The organism is Streptomyces sp. NPDC053079, assembly GCF_044546695.1.
GTDB lineage: Bacteria > Actinomycetota > Actinomycetes > Streptomycetales > Streptomycetaceae > Streptomyces.
In genome coordinates this window covers 1-17663 of the sequence record NZ_JBITZJ010000013.1, presented here as the reverse complement: position 1 = coordinate 17663, position 17663 = coordinate 1, and the positions used below count along the sequence as shown (strand labels likewise).

The following is a 17663-nucleotide window of genomic DNA, read 5'->3' as shown; positions in this document are numbered from 1 at the left end:
ATTCCCGGCGCCAACGGGCGCGGGATCACTTGTCTTCCCCTCGGGCCCCCGGGGCCCGCAGACAACCGATTGGAGCACCATGCCCGCCGGTCTCTTCACAGCAGGCGCGATCGCGGCGTTACTGGCGACGCCGCTCTCCACGCACAGTCCCTCCGTCATCACCAACCCGCCGCCGGACAAGATCGTCATCGAGGTCGCCACCGTCAACGGGTCGGGCTGTCCGGCCGGGACCGCCGCCGTCGCGGTCTCGCCCGACAACACGGCCTTCACCGTCACCTACAGCCAGTACCTCGCCCAGGTCGGCGTCGGCTCCAAGCCCACCGACTTCCGCAAGAACTGCCAGCTGAACCTGAACGTCCACGTGCCGCAGGGCTTCACCTACGCGATCGCCGCCGCCGACTACCGCGGCTACGCCAAGCTCGAATCCGGCGCGTACGGCGTACAGAAGGCCTCGTACTACTTCCAGGGCTCGCCCGTCACCACCCCGAGCAGCCACACCTTCAGAGGCAACTATGCCGACAACTGGCAGGCCACCGACAGCGTCCCCATCGCGGCGCTGGTCTGGGCGCCCTGCGGTGAGCGGCGGAACTTCAACATCAACACCGAGCTGCGGGTCAACGCCGGCTCGTCCGACCCCAGCAGGACGACGAGCTTCATGACCATGGACTCGACGGACGGCAGCATCAACACGATCTACCACCTCGCCTGGAAGGAATGCCCGAAGCCCTGACGGCTCCGCGCGCCCGGATCCCGGGCGCCCGGCGGGTCCGCGGAACCCGGCGGGCCCGCCGGTGGCGGGATCGTGTCCCCGCTCACACCGACTTTGCGCCCAAACCATCCCTTCCTACCTGCGGATATCGCACTCCGCAGGGAAATCGTGACCCATCGGGTATAGACCTCTGGCGAAAACCGAGCGAATGTTGGGGAATCCCTCGCGAAGACGGACGGTCCACGTATCGCTCCATGGGGCCGCCGGCGCAGCGGACGAGCACCTCGTCCAGCGCCCTTCGCGCCCCCTCGAACGCACCCGAGCCACATGCCTGCATTCAGCCGCGACACCCTGAGTTCTTCGCCGACGGCCGACGCCGTCGCCAGCGCCTGTGAACCCGTCGCCGCATGGGCGATGAAACCCCAGCGGCTCCTCGGCCTGTGGGGTCCCGGCACGCCGTCGTGCACCCACAGCCCGCCCACGCCGTGGGCGGCCCACCGGACGTATCCGGGGCCGCCGCCCGCGCGGGCCGTCTCGCTGCCCGCCGCCCCGCCCTCCGTGGCCGCCGCGCGCCGCTTCACCGAGCGCCTGCTGGCCGAATGGGGGCTGCACGGGCTGACGGCCGACGCCACCCTGCTGCTGTCGGAGCTGGTCACCAACGCCATCGTGCACGTGCCCGGGGGCGCCGCAGACGTCCAGCTCGTCATCAGCCGCACCCCCGACCACCTGGTCGCCCAGGTCACCGACGCCGGCGGCTGCCTGCCGCAGTGCGCCGAGGCCGGCCCGGACAGCGAGAACGGCCGGGGCATCTGGCTGGTCGAGCAGATCGCCGCCCAGTGGGGCCACCACGCCTCCGGCACCGGCACCGGCAAGACCGTCTGGTTCACCCTTCCCCTCCCCGGAGCCACGCCCGGCGACTGACGTGCGCCCGCGGGGGCGCGCGGCGCGGCGGGACGCACCACCAATGCCGCCGGACGCCGCCGTGGGCTGCGCAGGGTGCGGGTTCGGAGGGAACATGGAAGACGCTGCGGCGTAAACGGCGAGGAAGGACCGAGGGACCGGGCGCGAGGCCGCCGCACCACCCCGAGCGGGCGGAAGGAGGACGACCTCGAATGGGCACCACCGACGCATACCGGCCCGACCCGGGCCGTTCCCGGCCCGCCCCGTACGAGCCCGGCAGCCTCCTCGACCTGCTCAGCGTGGCCGCGGCGGTGCTGGACCAGGAAGGCCGGATCGTCCTGTGGAGCCCGCAGGCCGAGGAGCTGTTCGGCTGGTCCGCCTCCGAGGCCCTGGGGCAGTTCGCCGCCAAGCTCCTGGTCGACGAGGACCACCGGGGCGACGTCCTCGAACTCTTCGCCAAGGTGATGAGCGGCGGCTACTGGGCCGGCGTCTTCCCCGCCCTCCACAAGGACGGCACCACCCGTCTGCTGGAATTCCGCAACATGCGGCTGGAGGACAAGGACGGCGGCGTCTTCGCCCTCGGCATGGCCACCGACCGCGAGGTCCTGCGCGACGTCGAGCGGGACCTGGCCCTCTCGCTCCGCCTGGTGGCCCAGTCCCCGATCGGCCTGGCCGTCATGGACACCGAGCTGCGGTACGTCATGGTCAATCCCGCGCTGGAGCGGATGCACGGGCTGTCCGCCCGGGACCACATCGGCAAGCGCGTCCACGACGTGCTGCCCGTCAAGAACGCCGCGGAGATCGAGTCCGCCATGCGCCGGGTCCTGGCCAGCGGCACCCCCCTGGTGGACCAGTTCGTGGTGGGCCGTACGGCCGACCCCGCCGTGGGCGAACGGGCCCGCCTGGTCTCCTACTACCGTCTCGAGGACCCCGCCGGCCGGGAGATGGGCCTGGCCACCTCCGTCGTGGACGTCACCGAGCGGCACCACGCCGCCACCGAGGCCCGCCGCAGGCTGGCCCTGATCGCCGACGCGTCGGTACTGATCGGCACCACCCTCGACCTCGACCAGACCGCCCGGGAGCTCGCCGAGGTCGTGGTGCCCGACCTGGCCGACGTGGCCGCCGTCGACGTCCTCGACACCGTGCTGGGCGGCAACTCCGCCCCGCCGGGGCAGCAGGCCGCGGTGTTCCGGGCCCTGGCCGTGGCCTCGGTGATGTCGGACGAGGCCACGGAGGCCGTACGGGCCGCCGACCCGCCCGGTGAGATCGCCCGGTACGACGCCGACCGCCTCGTCGCCCGCTGCGTCACCACCGGCCGCCCCGTCCTGCTCTCGGAGGTACGGCCCGAGGACCTGCCCCGCATCGCCCGTGACGAGGACGCCGCCCGGCGGCTGGGCCGGGCCGGTCTGCACTCGTACATGGCGGTCCCGTTGATCGCCCGGGGCGAGGTGCTCGGCGCCCTGGACCTCAAGCGCACCAGCAACCCCGAGCCCTTCGGCGAGGACGACGTCGTGCTCGCCGGAGAGCTCGCCGCCCGCGCGGCCGTCTGCATCGACAACGCTCGCTGGTACCAGCGCGAGCGCGCCACCGCCCTCACCCTCCAGCGTGACCTGCTGCCCCAACTGCCCCAGAACCCGGTCGGCCTGGAGGTCGCCTACCGCTACCAGCCCGCCGGCGCGGCCGGCCAGGTCGGCGGCGACTGGTTCGACGTCATCCCGCAGGACGACGACCAGAGCGCGCTGGTCGTCGGCGACGTCATGGGCAGCGGCATCAACGCCGCCGCGGCCATGGGCCAGCTGCGCACCGCCGGCCGCACCCTCTCCGCGCTCGGCCTCGACCCCGCCGAGGTCCTGCGCCACCTCGACCTCACCGCCAGTGGTCTGGACCAGGCGCTCGCCACGTGCGTCTACGCCGTCTACGACCCGCAGAGCCGGCAGTGCCGCGTCGCCAACGCCGGGCACCTGCCCCCGGTCCTCATGCGCCCCGACCGCCGCCCCGCCCTCCTCGACCTGCCCACAGGCGCGCCCCTGGGCGTCGGGGGCGTCCCCTTCGAGAGCATCGTCGTGGACCTGGACCCCGGCGACCAGCTCGTGTTCTACACCGACGGCCTGGTCGAGACCCGCGACGAGGCCATCGACACCCGGCTCGAGGTGCTCGTCGGCCTGCTCGACGGGCCGATGCCCGACCTGGAGTCCACCTGCGACATGCTGCTGCGCGAACTGCGCGAGGACAACGACCAGGACGACGTGGCGCTGCTCATCGCCCGGGTCCGGCCGGGGGTTGTAGAGTGCGAAGACAGCCCTTGACCTGCGAAGAGCAGGCAGGGAGCCGACAAACCAGGAGTTTCTCCGTGCTTCGCACCATGATGAAGTCCAAGATCCATCGCGCCACCGTCACCCAGGCGGACCTGCACTACGTGGGCTCGCTGACCATTGACGCCGACCTGATGGAAGCCGCCGACCTGCTGCCGGGCGAGAAGGTCGACATCGTCGACATCGACAACGGCAACCGGCTGTCGACCTACGTCATCGAGGGCCCGCGCGGCACCGGCGTGATCGGCATCAACGGCGCCGCCGCCCGCCTGATCAGCCCCGGCGACCTGGTCATCATCATCGCCTACGGCTCCATGGACGACGCCGAGGCCCGCACCTTCGAGCCGCGCGTGGTCTTCGTCGACGAGCACAACGCCATCGCCGACCTCGGCAGCGACCCTGCCGCCGTCCCCGAGGGCTCCGGCCTGCGGCGCGGAGACCTCGTCACGGGCTGACGCCCCCGCAGTTTCAGGCCAGGACCGTCCCGGCCGCCCGGGCGATCGTCCGGGCCGCCCGCTCTCCTGCCGCCCGGACCCGCTCGTCCGCGCTCGGCCGCAGGCGCCGCAGCTCCGGGTCGTACTCCATCCCGATCGCCCCGGCGTGGTCGGCGCCGGGTATCTCCTCCAGCCAGGTGGGCCAGCGGTGCGCCATGAGGGCGTCCCGCGCCGCGCGCGAGTACGCCGGGCCCATCAGGGTGTCCGCCGTGCCGTGCACCAGGTGCACCGGCACCGGAGCGGGGATGCCCGGCCCCGCGGCGGCCAGGTCGCCCAGCGGGACGGTGCCCGTCGTCCGGGCCGGCAAGTCGTAGCGCGAGGCGATGCCCACGACCGCCGCCGGCCGCCACCCGTCCGTCACCTCCGGCCGCAGGGCGATGCCCAGGGCGGCCGGGGCGCCCGCCGACCACCCGGCCAGCACGATCCGTTCCGGGCCGCCCCCATGCTCGCCCGCGTGCGTACGGGCGTACTCCAGCGAGGCCAGCAGCTGGGCCCGGCCGCTGTCGTCGGCGTCCGAGCGCCAGTCGGGGACGAGGACGAGCACGCCCGTCGCGGCCACCGCCCGCGCCAGCGGCCGCATGACGTCCCGCTCGTCCGGGCCGACGCCGTGCCAGAGCAGCACCGTCGGCAGCGGCGCCGGAGCGGTGGCCGGAACGGGCCGGTGGACGTCGATGAGCTTGCCGTTGGGCGCGGTGACGGGCTCGCACGTCACGTCGGGGCGTTCGGGCACGGCGGCCTTTCCTGGTCGGGTCTCGGCTGACCGGCCGCCGTGGGAGCTAGGACCGGTCCTCGGGCGGGGCGGCCTGGGAAGCGGGGGCGGCCGGGTTGGTCGGGAGACCCTCCAACTGGCGGACCCGCTCGATGACTTCGTTGATCGAATGCAGGCTCGCGGCGGAGAGGCCGGCCGCGCGGAGCGCCACGCGCTGCACCTGGGTGTCGCGCAGGGCCACCATCAGGCCGAGGTCGGCGTTGACCGCCGCGGTCACCTGGTCGTCGAAGAAATACGCCGGAGGTACGCCGAAGAACTTCGCCAGCGCCTCCAGATGCCGCAGCGTCGGATTGTCGCGCTGTCCCTTGCGCAGCAGCCAGATGTAGCTACCGGAAATCGACACGCCTCCGGCGGTGATCGCACGCGCCACCTCTTCCGTCGTGTACGGCTCCCGGCCTGCCGGAATCACCGTTCGGAACAGGTGATTGAGCTTGTCGGCCAGTGAGTTCTCGGCCGTGGCGTCGGGGTTGTTCATGATCGCACCTCCCTCCCGGCGGTCAATCTAGCTTAAGGGCGGTCGGGGCCGTCCATGTCACCGCGCTCCGAATGCGGTTGACAGAGGGTGGGCTCGCTGCCTAGCGTCCTGGGTGTCGGCGGATCGACTGGTGTTGGATCGCTCTCTAGGGCGGTCAATCACCAGTTGGTTGAGGGGGGCCCGGTGCCCGCCTCCACCGTGCACGGGGGATCCGCCGTCGTTCGGAGGTTCTGCTGGGGGGGATGTCGTGACGGATCCGGAGCCGGAACAGCAACGGACCGCTGTGCTACCTCTAGGCGCCCTGCTGCCCTCGGATTCTCCGAGGGTGGCGGGCGAGGACCCGCTCCACGTCCAGGCGCTCGCGCGGCTGGATGCACCACTGCCGCCCATCGTCGTCCACCGCGAAACACTGCGGGTCGTCGATGGCATGCACCGGCTGCGAGCCGCTCGTCTACGGGGGGATGAGCGGATCGCGGTCCGGTTCTTCGACGGCAGCGCCGAGGACGCCTTCGTCCACGCGGTCAGGGTCAACACCCGGCACGGACTGCCGCTCACACAGGCGGACCGCACGGCCGCCGCCGAGCGCATCATCCGCAGCCATCCACACTGGTCGGACCGGCTGATCGCCTCGGCCACGGGCCTGGCCGCCAGCACCGTGGCCGCCCTGCGCAGACGGGCCACCGGGCAGGCCCCGCAGGTCAAGGCCCGCACCGGCCGCGACGGCCGGGTCCGGCCCGTCAATCCGGCGGAGGGCCGCCGCCGGGCCGGCGCGCTGATCGCCGCCAAGCCCCAGGCCAGCCTGCGGGAGATCGCCGACGGCGCCGGAATCGCCGTGGGCACCGCACGGGACGTACGCCTGCGCATACGCCAGGGCCAGGACCCCGTGCCCAAGAAGCTGCGCGACGCCGAGAGCCGCATGCAGGAGACCGAGATCTGCGCACAGCCCGCGCCCGCACCGGTCGTGGTCGCCGCCGAGCCGGCGGCGAGCGTCACCGTGAGCACCGATCCACCGCTGAAGAAGCTCTGCAAGGACCCCTCCCTCCGCTTCACCGAGGACGGCCGCGCCCTGCTGCAGCTGCTGAGCGCCCACACCCTGGGCGGCACCAGATGGCGCCGGCTGCTCGACGCCGTGCCCGCCCACCGCCGGGCGATGGTGGCCCAGGCCGCCCGCTACTGCGGCGAATCCTGGCTGCGCTTCGCGATCGAACTCGAACGCCGGGCCGTATGACGGCCCGACGCTTCGTACGGACAGTCCGCGGGCAGCTGGCCTCGCGGGGGACCGACGCTGTGCGGCGACCGCCGCGGATACGAGGGCAGGCAATGAGCGCCGCGACAGCAGTGACCACCACCGGCGTCGACGCCGGGGCGATCGCCTTCACCCTCCTGGGACCGGTCTCGGCCACGGTCGGAGGCGAGCCCGTCACCATCGACGGCCGCCGCCAGCGCGTCGTCCTCTCCCTCCTCGTCCTGGCCCGCGGCCGGGTCGTCCCCCTCGACACCCTGGTCGACGCCGTATGGGGCGACCGGGCGCCGCTCTCCGCCCGGACCCAGGTCGTCCTGTGCGTCCGGGCCCTGCGCAAGGCCTTCAGAGCCGCCGGCCACACCGGCCCCGTCATCATCACCGCCCACCAGGGCTACCGCCTGCGCACCGAACGGACCGACGTCGACGTGCGCGCCTTCGACGCCCTGGTCACCGCCGCGGACGAGGCCGCCGGGGAAGGCGAACTCACCGAAGCCGGCGCCCTGTACCGGCGCGCCCTCGACCTGTGGAGCGGACAGGCGCTCGAGGGCGTGGGCGGCCGGGTCACCGAGGAGGAGGCCGCCCGCCTGGAGGAACGACGCCTGGCCGCCTACGAAGCGCTGCTCGGCATCGGCGAGACACAGGTGGCCACCGGCCTCTTCGACGAGGCGGAGAGCACCCTGCTCGACGCGCTGGCCACCGCCGAACGCACCGGCGACGCCCTGCTGGTCGCCGAGGCCAACCTGGTGCTCGGCCGCTTCTGCCGCATGCTGCGCCGCACCGTCCGCGCCGGGCAGTACCTCGCGGTGGCCCACCGCGCGTTCCGTCAGATCGGTTCGGGCCAGGGGGAGAGCCAGGTGGCGGTGGAGATGGCGCTGCTCGCGGAGTGCGTCGCGGAGTCGGGACCGCCGCTGGACGCCGTTCCGCGCCAACTGACGCGGTGACCCCTCTTATAGGGCGAGCTCATCCGCCGTCGGGTACGACGTCTGCGCGCCCTCCCGGGTCACCGCCGCCGCGCCCACGCGCACGGCGAAGCGGACGGCGTCCGGCAGGGAGGCGCCCCGCGCCAGCCGGGTCGCCAGCGCACCGGTGAACGCGTCGCCCGCCCCGGTCGTGTCGACGACCTCCGCCTCGACGCCGGGCACGGCGACCGGCTCGGCCGCCTGAGCCTCCAGCACCAACGCACCCTCCCCGCCCAGGGTCACCACGACCGAACGCGCCCCCCGCTCCAGCAGCGCCCGTGCCCACCGGTCGGGGGAGCCGTCCCCGAGCCCCGACAGCTGCCGCGCCTCGTGTTCGTTGACCACGAGCGGGTCGGCGGCCGACAACAGCCGCGCGTCGAGGGCGTCCGGGGCCGGCGAGGGGTTGAGCACCACCCGGGTGCCGGTCTCCGCGGCGACGTCGACCGCCGCCCGTACCGTCTCCGGCGGCACCTCCAGCTGGAGCGAGACCACCGCCGAGGCGGCGACCGCCTCGCGGGCCGCCCGCACGTCGTCCGGCGTGAGGCGGGCGTTGGCGCCGGGGGAGACCACGATGGTGTTGTCCCCGTCCGGACCGACGACGATCATCGCGGTCCCGGTCCGGGCCCCCTTCTCCACCAGCACATGCCTCAGCTCTGAGCCCGCCGCGCGCTGGGCGTCCAACACCAGTCGACCGAACGCGTCGTCGCCGACCCGGGCCAGCAGGGCCGTACGGGCGCCCAGGCGGGCCGCCGCCGCGGCCTGGTTGGCGCCCTTGCCGCCGGCGGACTCCATCAGGTCCGTGCCCGGGACGGTCTCGCCCGGCCCGGGGCGCCGGCCGACCCGGACCATCAGGTCCGCGTTGGCCGAGCCGATCACCAGTACCTCATACATGCGCGTGTCACCCATCAAAGTCCGCCGCGTTCGCCCTCGTCACCAGCACGACCGGCACCTTCACCTGCTCCGGCAGCCTCTCACCCCGGGGCGCCTCCGACGCCCGCGCGGACCTGTTTTCGCTCTGGGTGACGGTGCGCACGCTCCGAGTCGCGGGAATCGTGGCGCCGGGTCATGCTGGGACGACCGTGGCCGACACCGGCCGGCCCGGCCCCGGAGCACCGGTTCCGACCGTGCGCGGGGCGTGGGCGCAGGCGCCGCAACGGTGCTCCGGCCGGCAGCATCCGGCACTCCCTGGCGTCCTTGACGCACGAGCGAGGGGACAGCTGTGACCATGGCTGAGACAAGGCCTTGCCCCCGGGGGCGCGACACCGCCTCGCCCGACACCAAGGGTCACTTCCTGCGCCTGGCCGCGCTCCCCGAGGGCCCCGAACGGGACCGGCTGCGGCAGGAGGTGATCGCCGCCTGGCTGCCCATGGCCGAGCGCGTCAGCGTGCGGTTCCGCAAGAGCGGTGAGAGCCCGGCGGACCTGCGGCAGGTGGCCGCCCTGGCCCTCGTCCACGCCGTCGACCGCTTCGATCCGCACCTCGGGTGCGCGTTCGAGTCGTTCGCCATCCCCACCATCACCGGCGAGCTCAAGCGGCATGTGCGCGACCACGTGTGGTCGCTCCACATACCGCGCAGGGACCAGGAGTTGCGCGCCGCCGTCCGTGCCGCGCGCACCCGGCTGGAACAGCGCGACTCCGGCGCGCACGTCACCGCGGCCGCGCTGGCCGCCGAGACGGGACTGTCCGAGGAGGAGGTCCGGCGCGGCCTGCACGCCGACGGCGTGCACCACACCCTCTCCCTCGACCATCCGGTCGCCGGCGCCGACGACCTGCCGCTGGCCGAGACCCTGGGACTGCCCGACCGCGCCCTGGACCTCGTCATCGACCGGCAGGCCCTCAAACCGCTGCTGGACGCGCTGCCCGAGCGCGAGAGATACGTCCTGTACTGGCGGTTCTTCGGCAACCTCACCCAGCAGCAGATCGGTGCGCGCCTGGGCGTCTCGCAGATGCAGATCTCCCGCATTCTCAGCCGTACCTGCGAGCGGCTGCGCCGGCAGCTGCTCGCGGCGGCCTGACCCGATTCCCGCTTTTCCCGTCCCCGCGATGGAGGGCAGGCGCTCACCATGACCGCACACCACACGCATCTGACCCCGGACCTGCCGCCGATCGTCGACGTGCCCGATCTCCCCGGGGCCGAGCACGCCGGGCACGGCCGGCGGTCCCCCGACGGGGATGCCGCGTCCGGGGGCGGGGACGGGTCCGAGCCGGTATCGCCACCCGGACGCGGCAGTGGCGCCCATCAGGAGGATGGGCGCCACGGGCGCGCAGAGGAGGGTTCCGGCGGCTGACTGTGACCCTCCCCCCGCGCGGTGCGCGCGGGTCCGGCTGTGACGCGCGCGCTCTTGGGGGGTGTGGCTCAGTTGTTGATGCAGGTGTTGCCGAAGGTGGGGTTCAGCAGACCGACGATGTTGATCGAGTTGCCGCAGAGGTTGATCGGGATGTGGATCGGGACCTGAATGACGTTGCCCGAGATGACGCCGGGCGAGCCCACGGCGGCACCCTGCGCGCCGGAGTCGGCCGAGGCGATGCCGGCGGCGCCGGATACGACGGTGCCGACGGCGGCGGTCAGGACGGCTGCCTTGGCGATACGCGACATGGCTAAACCTTTCTAAGGGGTGTTGAGAGGCAATTGTGGCGGGCGGTTCAGTAGGAGTTGGTCCAATATGGGCCATAGCGCTCGGAATTAACCCGGAAAGGCCAATAAGTCGGATGTAATGTCCGGGGTTTGAGAAAAGGGAATCCCTGGCTTCCGGGCCGGTCCGTGATCGCCCGGCTGCCGTCCGCCGCCGCCCCCACACCCCGCCGCCGGCCGGCCCGGGGCACGGCCCGCTCCGGAGCCCCACCGGTCGGGATTGGCGCTGCCGCACCGCTCTACGTACAGTTTCCTGGAACCCTTATCGAACAAGCGGACTGGAAACGACAGCGGTCATGACCGTCACTGAAGAAATCCACGACGGTGCAGGCCACCAGTCGGACCACCCCGGCATAGATCCCGAGCGCATGGCGATCTGCCTGAACGTCCTCGCGGAGCTCGACGAGCTGCCGGTCGACCACCCCGACGCGATCACGGTGCGCCGTGCCACGGCCGGGATCTACCGGACGGTGAAGCAGCGCCGCCGCCAGGAGCGCCGCGCCGCCAAGACCGCCCACGACAAGTCCGTCACGGAGGCCACGGCCACCGGCTCCGCCGAGCGCATCGACGACGAGACCCAGGGCATCCTGCCCAGCTCCACGACCGTCGGCGAGATCGCGGGCATCCTCCAGCGCCCCCGGTCCTGCTACATCTGCAAGACCCGCTACGTCGAGGTCGACGCCTTCTACCACCAGCTGTGCCAGGAATGCGCGGCCGAGAACCGCGCCCGCCGCGACGCCCGCACCGACCTCACCGGCCGCCGTGCGCTGCTCACCGGCGGCCGGGCGAAGATCGGCATGTACATCGCCCTGCGGTTGCTGCGTGACGGTGCTCACACCACCATCACCACGCGCTTCCCCAACGACGCCATCCGGCGCTTCAAGGCGATGCCGGACAGTGACGAGTGGATCCACCGCCTCAAGGTCGTCGGCATCGACCTGCGCGACCCCGCCCAGGTGGTCGCCCTCGCCGACTCCGTGGCGGCCGAGGGCCCGCTCGACATCCTGATCAACAACGCGGCCCAGACCGTGCGCCGCTCCCCGCGTGCCTACAGCGAGCTGGTCGCCGCCGAGTCCGCCCCGCTGCCCGCGGGCGAGCTGCCCGCCGCCGAGGTGATCGGCACCTTCGGCAGCGGTGCGGTGGACGCCGTCGCCGCCCTGCCGGCCCCCCGCCGCGAAGGCGACGCCCTGACCGCGCAGGACGTCACCGACCTGGCGCTCGTCGGAGGCTCGGCCTCCCTGGCCCGCATCGAGGCCGGCACCGCGATCGACGCCGGCGGGCTGGTGCCGGACCTGGACTCCACCAACAGCTGGATCCAGACCGTCTCGGAGGTCGACCCGGTCGAGCTCCTCGAGGTCCAGCTGTGCAACTCCACGGCACCGTTCATCCTGATCAGCCGCCTGCGGCCGGCGATGGCCGCGGCCGCCGCCCGCCGCACGTACGTGGTGAACGTCTCCGCCATGGAGGGCGTCTTCAGCCGCGGCTACAAGGGTGCGGGCCACCCGCACACCAACATGGCCAAGGCCGCGCTGAACATGCTCACCCGCACCAGCGCCCAGGAGATGCTGGAGAGCGACGGCATCCTGATGACCGCCGTCGACACCGGCTGGATCACCGACGAGCGCCCGCACCCGGACAAGGTCCGCCTCGCCGCCGAGGGCTTCCACGCCCCGCTGGACCTCGTGGACGGCGCGGCACGGGTCTACGACCCCATCGTCCGCGGCGAGCAGGGCGAGGACCTGTACGGCTGCTTCCTGAAGGACTACCGCAAGTCGAACTGGTAGTCCGAGCCACCGGACGGGCCGGCATCCGGCCCGTCCGGCACCGCAGGACGGTCAGGACCGCGTCAGCAGGCCGGGTACGGAGGCCAGCGTCGCCTGCAGGGCGTCCGCGGGAACGCCGCCGCCCTGGGCCACCTCCGCCGAGCCGCCGCCGCGGCCGCCGAGGAGGGACTTCACCAAGGTCGCGGCCGACAGGCCCGCGGTGGTCGCCGCGCGGTTGAGGGCGATCGTCAGGACGGCCTTGCCGTCGCCCGCCGAGCCGACCGCCACCACGCCGGGCCGGGCGTCCGGCAGGCGGTCGCGGACGGCCAGGGCCAGGGAGCGCGCGTCGCCGTCCGTGGTCGCCGTGACCACGAGCGTGCCGCCTACGTCGGCCGCCGCCCCGGCGAGCTCCACGGCACGGCCCCGCTCGGCCCGCCTGCGCAGCTCCTCCGCACGCTGGTCAGCGGCCTTGAGCCGGTCGAGCAGCACCGTGACCCGGTCGGGCAGCTGCGCGCGCGGCGCCTGGAGCTGCTCCGCCAGGCGCGAGACCAGATCGCGCTCGCGGGCCAGATAGCCGAAGCCCTCGAAGCCGACCGCGGCCTCCAGCCGCCGCATCCCGGCCCCCACCGACGACTCCGCCGTCAGCGCCACCACGCCCACCTGCGACGCGCGCTCCACATGCGTGCCGCCGCACAGCTCGCGCGACCACGCACCGCCGATCTCGACGACCCGCACCCGCTCGCCGTACGTCTCGCCGAAGAGCGCCAGGGCCCCCAGCTCCTTGGCCTCGGGCAGCGACATCCACCGCACGTCCACCGGCAGGTCCCGGCGCAGCGCACGGTTCGCCGCCTCCTCGACCTCGCCGCGCGCCGCCGGGCCGAGGGCGCCGCGCCAGGGGAAGTCCAGCCGCAGATAGCCGGGCCGGTTGTACGAGCCGGCCTGCAGCGCGGTCGGACCGAGCACCTGCCGCAGGGCCGCGTGCAGCACGTGCGTACCGGAGTGCGCCTGCCGGGCGCCCAGCCGCCACTCGGGGTCGACGGCGGCCCGTACGGCATCGCCCACCGCCAGCTCGCCCGCCGTGACCCGGACCTGATGGACCACCAGCCCCGGCAACGGCCGCTGCACGTCGAGCACTTCGGCCTCGACCGAGGCGCCGGTCAGGGCGCCCGCGTCGCTGTCCTGCCCGCCCGACTCGGCGTAGAAGGGCGTCCGGTCCAGGACGGCGGTGGCGATCTCCCCGGCGGCGACCGACGTCAGCGGACCGGTGGGCCCGAGCAGGGCCAGGACCGTGGAGTCCGTCAGCAGCGTGTCGTAGGCCCGCCAGTCCGTGGGCCCGTGGGCGTCCAGGACCGTTCGCAGCGCGGAGGTGTCGAGCGCTCCGCCCGACTTCCGCGCCCGGGCGTCGGCGCGGGCGCGCTCGCGCTGCTCGGCCATCAGGGCGGTGAAGCCCTCGCGGTCGACCTCGACGCCCTGCTCCTCGGCCATCTCCAGCGTGAGATCGATGGGGAAGCCGTAGGTGTCGTGCAGCAGGAACGCCTGCCGCCCCGGCAGCAGATGACCACCGCTCGCCTTGACCTCGGCCACGGCCGTGTCCAGCACGGTGGTGCCCTGCCGCAGCGTCGAGCGGAAGGCGTCCTCCTCGGCGTACGCCTGCTGGGCGATGCGCCCGAACTCCTCGGCGACCTCCGGGTAGCTGTGCCGCATGCAGTCCCGGGCGACCGGCAGCAGCTCCGGCAGACAGGGGTCCTGATGCCCCAGCAGCCGCACCGACCGCACGGCCCGCCGCAGGATGCGGCGCAGCACATAACCGCGCCCCTCGTTGCCGGGGGCGGTGCCGTCGGCCAGCATCATCAGGGCGGTGCGCACATGGTCGGCGACGACGCGCAGCCGCACGTCCGCCTGATGGTCGGAGCCGTAGCGCACCCCGGTCAGCCCGGCCGCCCGCTCCAGGACGGGCCGGGTCTCGTCGATCTCGTAGAGGTTGTCGACGCCCTGCAGTAGGGTGGCCATGCGCTCCAGGCCCATGCCGGTGTCGATGTTGCGCCGCGGCAGCTCGCCCAGGATCGGATAGCCGGACTTCCCCGTGCCCTCGCCCCGCTCGTACTGCATGAAGACCAGGTTCCAGAACTCCATGTACCGGTCCTCGTCCACGGCCGGCCCGCCCGCGCGGCCCAGCGCGGGCCCGCGGTCGTAGTACAGCTCCGAGCAGGGCCCGCAGGGGCCCGGGACGCCCATGGACCAGAAGTTGTCCTCGTCGCCCCGGCGCACGATCCGCTCCTCGGGCAGCCCGGCGATGCGCCGCCACAGCAAGGCGGCCTCGTCGTCGGAATGATGGACGGTGGCCCAGATCCGATCGGGATCGAGCCCGTACCCACCGTCCTCGACAGCGGAGACGGACAGCTCCCAGGCGAAGGCGATCGCCTCTTCCTTGAAGTAGTCCCCGAACGAGAAGTTCCCGTTCATCTGGAAGAACGAGCCGTGCCGGGTGGTCTTGCCGACCTCCTCGATGTCGAGGGTCCGCACGCACTTCTGCACGCTGGTGGCGCGCGGCCACGGCGGTGCGGCCTCGCCGGTCAGGTACGGCTTGAAGGGCACCATGCCCGCGTTGACGAACAGCAGCGTCGGGTCGGGGGTGGGCAGCGGTGCGCTGGGCACCACGGTGTGGCCGCGGGCGGCGAAGAAGTCGAGGAAGCGGCTGCGGATGTCGGCGGTACGCACAGGGGACTCCGATCAGGCGGCGCGGACGGTGCGGGCTGTGCCGGCTACGGGCTGGAGCGCCGCGTATTCCAGGGGCGCGGACGGATCGATGGACACGTCGAGCGGCGCGGGCTCGGCGCCCGCCCGCACCAGCAGGTCACCGACGGCGGCGATCATCGCGCCGTTGTCGGTGCACAGCCGTAGCGGCGGTACGCGCAGCTCGATGCCCGCAGCTTCGCAGCGGGCCTGGGCCAGCGCCCGCACCCGCGAGTTCGCGGCCACGCCGCCGACCACGACCAGGGTGCCCACGCCGTGCTCCCGGCAGGCGGCGACGGCCTTGCGGGTGAGGACGTCGGCCACGGCCTCCTGCAGCGAGGCCGCCCCGTCCGCGACCGGCAGGGCCCGGCCGGCGGTGCGGTGCTGCTCGACCCAGCGGGCGGCGGCCGTCTTCAGCCCGGAGAAGGAGAACGCGTACCGATCGTCCCGCGGCCCGGTCAGCGGCCGCGGGAACGCCACCGCACGCGGATCGCCGTCCCGGGCCGCCCGGTCGATCGCGGGCCCGCCCGGATAGGGCAGCCCGAAGACACGGGCGACCTTGTCGAAACACTCACCGGCGGCGTCGTCGAGCGTGTCGCCCAGATGCAGGATCGGATCCCGGGCGAGATCCCGTACCAGCAGCAGAGAGGTGTGCCCGCCGGAGACGATCAGCACCATGCACGGATTCGGCAGCGGCCCGTGCTCGAGGGTGTCGGCGGCCACGTGCCCGGCCAGATGGTGCACACCGTAAAGAGGCACGCCCAGCGCGTACGCGACCCCCTTCGCCGCCGCGACCCCCACCTGCAGCGCACCGGACAGACCAGGACCGGTGGTGACCGCGACCGCGCCGATGTCACTCATCGCCAGCCCCGCGTCCGCCAGCGCCGCCCGCACCACGGGCGCGGCCGCGTGCACGTGCGCCCGCGCCGCGATCTCCGGCACGACGCCGCCGTAGCGCGCGTGCTCGTCCATGCTCGACGCCACCGCGTGGCCCAGCAGCTTCCCGTCCCGGACCAGACCGGCGCCGGTCTCGTCGCAGGACGACTCGATACCCAGCACCACCGGTGAACGCCTCACGAGCGCGCCTCCTGCCTTCATTAGGTAATTGCACATTCTATGCAACAAGGTCCCGGCCGTGGCGCGGTCTCCGCAGGTCAGTAGAGTTCCGGTGCCCCTTGATCGCAGCCCGAACCCCGAGGTAGACCCCGTGAGCCACGCCCCCGTGACGGTCGTCGGAATCGGCGCCGACGGCTGGCCCGGCCTCGCCCCCGGCTCCCGTGAGGCCCTGCGCCGGGCCGAGGTGCTCGTCGGCGGCCCCCGCCAGCTCGACCTGCTGCCCGCGGGGGAGTGCACCGGCGAACGCGTCGCCTGGCCGTCCCCGCTCCGGCCGGCCGTCCCGGCCCTGCTGGCCGCGCACGCCGAACGGAACGTGTGCGTCCTGGCCAGCGGCGACCCTATGTTCTACGGCATCGGCCGCACCCTCGCCGAGATCCTCGGCGCCGACCGGCTGCGCGTCCTGCCGCACCCCTCGTCCGTCTCGTACGCCTGCGCCCGCCTGGGCTGGCCGCTGCACGACACCGACGTACTCAGTCTCGTGGGCCGCCCGCTCGGAACGCTGTCGGCGGCACTGCACGACGGCCGCAGGCTGCTGGTGCTCAGCGCGGGAGCCGACACGCCCGCGGAGGTGGCGGCCCGGCTGCGCGAGCGCGGCTACGGACCGAGCCGGATGACCGTACTGGAACAACTGGGCGGCGAGCGCGAAGCCCGCGTCGAGGGCACGGCGGCGGACTGGCGGGACGCACCCGTCGACGCGCTCAACGTCATCGCGATCGATTGCCGCCGCGAGCCGGGCGCCCTGCGCACGGCCCTCACCCCGGGCCTGCCGGACGAGGCGTTCGAGCACGACGGCCAGCTGACGAAGCGCCACGTACGCGCCGCGACGCTGGCCGCGCTCGCGCCCGCCCCCGGCGAGCTGCTGTGGGACGTGGGCGGCGGCTCCGGCTCGATCGGCATCGAGTGGATGCGGGCGCACGTCTCGTGCCGGGCCGTCACGGTCGAACGCGATGCCGTACGTGCCGGGCGCATCGCCCGCAACGCGGACGCCTTGGGCGTGCCGGCGCTGCGCGTGGTGACGGGCCGCGCGCCCGCCGTGCTGGCGGACCTGCCCACTCCGGACGCGGTGTTCATCGGCGGCGGCCTCACGGCGCCGGGCCTGCTCGATGCGTGCTGGCAGGCACTGCCGTTGGGGGGACGCCTGGTGGCGAACACGGTCACGCTGGAATCCGAGGCCTTGCTGACGGACTGGTACCGCCGCCATGGTGGCGAGCTGACCCGCTTGGCGGTTGCGCATGCCGTCCCGGTCGGGGGCTTCACGGGGTGGCGCCAGGCGATGCCGGTGACGCAGTGGTCGGTGGCGAAATCGTGACGGCGCCGCCCCTGGGCGAACCGGTCCGGGTACAGGTCTGCTGTCCCGTTGTGCCCACCCGTCCCGCCCAGCGGGACGATTGCCCACAACGAACGGGGGACGATTGCCCACAACGGGCGGGGGACGATTGCCCACAACGGGAGGGGGGGGGGGGGGGGGGGGGGGGGGGGGGGGGGGGGGGGGGGGGGGGGGGGGTGTGGGGGGGGGGGGGGGGGGCGGCGGGGCCCCCCCCCCCCCGCCGCACGAACCC

General features: G+C 73.5%; 15 protein-coding genes. 9 read left to right on the top strand and 6 right to left on the bottom strand.

The annotated features are described in order from the left end of the window. Positions 1-79: 79 nt before the first annotated feature. From ACIGXW_RS33585 to panD, 4 genes are all read left to right on the top strand, one after another. Positions 80-730, top strand: a complete 651-nt coding sequence (locus tag ACIGXW_RS33585) for a DUF4360 domain-containing protein (protein ID WP_071962505.1) — start codon at positions 80-82, stop codon at positions 728-730. A gap of 306 nt (positions 731-1036) precedes the next feature. Beyond that, entirely contained in the window at positions 1037-1630 is a 594-nt protein-coding gene (locus ACIGXW_RS33580; RefSeq protein ID WP_399576652.1) for an ATP-binding protein, read from the top strand. Between the two features lie 191 nt (positions 1631-1821). Then, positions 1822-3915, top strand: a complete 2094-nt coding sequence (locus ACIGXW_RS33575; RefSeq protein WP_399576651.1) for a SpoIIE family protein phosphatase — start codon at positions 1822-1824, stop codon at positions 3913-3915. A gap of 44 nt (positions 3916-3959) precedes the next feature. Beyond that, positions 3960-4376 (top strand): aspartate 1-decarboxylase, encoded by a 417-nt coding sequence (gene panD, locus ACIGXW_RS33570; protein ID WP_399576650.1) that lies wholly within the window; start codon positions 3960-3962, stop codon positions 4374-4376. 13 nt (positions 4377-4389) lie between these two features. On the opposite strand, the gene ACIGXW_RS33565 is transcribed toward panD, so the two are convergent. Together ACIGXW_RS33565 and ACIGXW_RS33560 are read right to left on the bottom strand one after the other, a co-directional pair. Further along, positions 4390-5145, bottom strand: coding sequence for an alpha/beta hydrolase (locus tag ACIGXW_RS33565; RefSeq protein ID WP_399576649.1), 756 nt, complete (start codon positions 5143-5145; stop codon positions 4390-4392). Between the two features lie 46 nt (positions 5146-5191). Next, the gene (locus tag ACIGXW_RS33560; RefSeq protein WP_071962502.1) at positions 5192-5659 is read right to left on the bottom strand and encodes a helix-turn-helix domain-containing protein; all 468 of its coding nucleotides are present in this window, start codon (positions 5657-5659) and stop codon (positions 5192-5194) included. A gap of 325 nt (positions 5660-5984) precedes the next feature. Here ACIGXW_RS33560 and ACIGXW_RS33555 point away from each other — a divergent pair, with 325 nt between their 5' ends. Beyond that, the gene (locus ACIGXW_RS33555) at positions 5985-6887 is read left to right on the top strand and encodes a streptomycin biosynthesis protein (protein ID WP_399576648.1); all 903 of its coding nucleotides are present in this window, start codon (positions 5985-5987) and stop codon (positions 6885-6887) included. A gap of 92 nt (positions 6888-6979) precedes the next feature. Continuing rightward, a complete protein-coding gene (locus ACIGXW_RS33550; RefSeq protein ID WP_399576647.1) occupies positions 6980-7843 on the top strand; it encodes a BTAD domain-containing putative transcriptional regulator in 864 nt (287 codons plus the stop codon). A 6-nt stretch (positions 7844-7849) separates the two neighbouring features. On the opposite strand, the gene rbsK is transcribed toward ACIGXW_RS33550, so the two are convergent. Further along, the gene (gene rbsK / locus ACIGXW_RS33545) at positions 7850-8752 is read right to left on the bottom strand and encodes a ribokinase (protein ID WP_399576646.1); all 903 of its coding nucleotides are present in this window, start codon (positions 8750-8752) and stop codon (positions 7850-7852) included. A 334-nt stretch (positions 8753-9086) separates the two neighbouring features. On the opposite strand from rbsK, the gene ACIGXW_RS33540 reads away from it, so the two are divergent. Then, complete coding sequence (locus ACIGXW_RS33540) at positions 9087-9875, top strand: sigma-70 family RNA polymerase sigma factor (RefSeq protein WP_071962518.1); 789 nt, start codon at positions 9087-9089, stop codon at positions 9873-9875. Positions 9876-10216: 341 nt separating this feature from the next. Here ACIGXW_RS33540 and ACIGXW_RS33535 read toward each other — a convergent pair whose 3' ends face one another. Continuing rightward, positions 10217-10456 carry a chaplin gene (locus tag ACIGXW_RS33535; protein WP_399576645.1) on the bottom strand — a complete coding sequence of 80 codons (240 nt, stop codon included), beginning with the start codon at positions 10454-10456 and terminating at the stop codon, positions 10217-10219. Positions 10457-10788: 332 nt separating this feature from the next. Between ACIGXW_RS33535 and ACIGXW_RS33530 the strand changes: the two genes are divergently transcribed. After that, positions 10789-12276 carry an SDR family NAD(P)-dependent oxidoreductase gene (locus ACIGXW_RS33530; protein WP_399576644.1) on the top strand — a complete coding sequence of 496 codons (1488 nt, stop codon included), beginning with the start codon at positions 10789-10791 and terminating at the stop codon, positions 12274-12276. Between the two features lie 51 nt (positions 12277-12327). Here the strand turns inward: ACIGXW_RS33530 and alaS are convergent, their stop codons facing one another. Both alaS and tsaD read right to left on the bottom strand, forming a co-directional pair. Further along, complete coding sequence (gene alaS, locus ACIGXW_RS33525; protein WP_399576643.1) at positions 12328-14973, bottom strand: alanine--tRNA ligase; 2646 nt, start codon at positions 14971-14973, stop codon at positions 12328-12330. A gap of 12 nt (positions 14974-14985) precedes the next feature. Next, positions 14986-16050: a tRNA (adenosine(37)-N6)-threonylcarbamoyltransferase complex transferase subunit TsaD gene (gene tsaD, locus ACIGXW_RS33520; RefSeq protein WP_399576663.1), complete on the bottom strand. Its 1065-nt coding sequence runs from the start codon at positions 16048-16050 to the stop codon at positions 14986-14988. A 145-nt stretch (positions 16051-16195) separates the two neighbouring features. On the opposite strand from tsaD, the gene cbiE reads away from it, so the two are divergent. Next, positions 16196-17413, top strand: a complete 1218-nt coding sequence (gene cbiE, locus ACIGXW_RS33515; RefSeq protein ID WP_399576642.1) for a precorrin-6y C5,15-methyltransferase (decarboxylating) subunit CbiE — start codon at positions 16196-16198, stop codon at positions 17411-17413. Positions 17414-17663: the final 250 nt, after the last annotated feature.

What these genes read in the sequence shown, in the direction of transcription:
- ACIGXW_RS33585 (WP_071962505.1), top strand. Translation starts at nt 80, where the DNA reads ATGCCCGCCGGTCTCTTCACAGCAGGCGCGATCGCGGCGTTACTGGCG.
- ACIGXW_RS33580 (WP_399576652.1), top strand. Translation starts at nt 1,037, where the DNA reads ATGCCTGCATTCAGCCGCGACACCCTGAGTTCTTCGCCGACGGCCGAC.
- ACIGXW_RS33575 (WP_399576651.1), top strand. Translation starts at nt 1,822, where the DNA reads ATGGGCACCACCGACGCATACCGGCCCGACCCGGGCCGTTCCCGGCCC.
- ACIGXW_RS33560 (WP_071962502.1), bottom strand. Translation starts at nt 5,659, where the DNA reads ATGAACAACCCCGACGCCACGGCCGAGAACTCACTGGCCGACAAGCTC.
- ACIGXW_RS33550 (WP_399576647.1), top strand. Translation starts at nt 6,980, where the DNA reads ATGAGCGCCGCGACAGCAGTGACCACCACCGGCGTCGACGCCGGGGCG.
- rbsK (WP_399576646.1), bottom strand. Translation starts at nt 8,752, where the DNA reads ATGTATGAGGTACTGGTGATCGGCTCGGCCAACGCGGACCTGATGGTC.
- ACIGXW_RS33540 (WP_071962518.1), top strand. Translation starts at nt 9,087, where the DNA reads ATGGCTGAGACAAGGCCTTGCCCCCGGGGGCGCGACACCGCCTCGCCC.
- ACIGXW_RS33535 (WP_399576645.1), bottom strand. Translation starts at nt 10,456, where the DNA reads ATGTCGCGTATCGCCAAGGCAGCCGTCCTGACCGCCGCCGTCGGCACC.
- ACIGXW_RS33530 (WP_399576644.1), top strand. Translation starts at nt 10,789, where the DNA reads ATGACCGTCACTGAAGAAATCCACGACGGTGCAGGCCACCAGTCGGAC.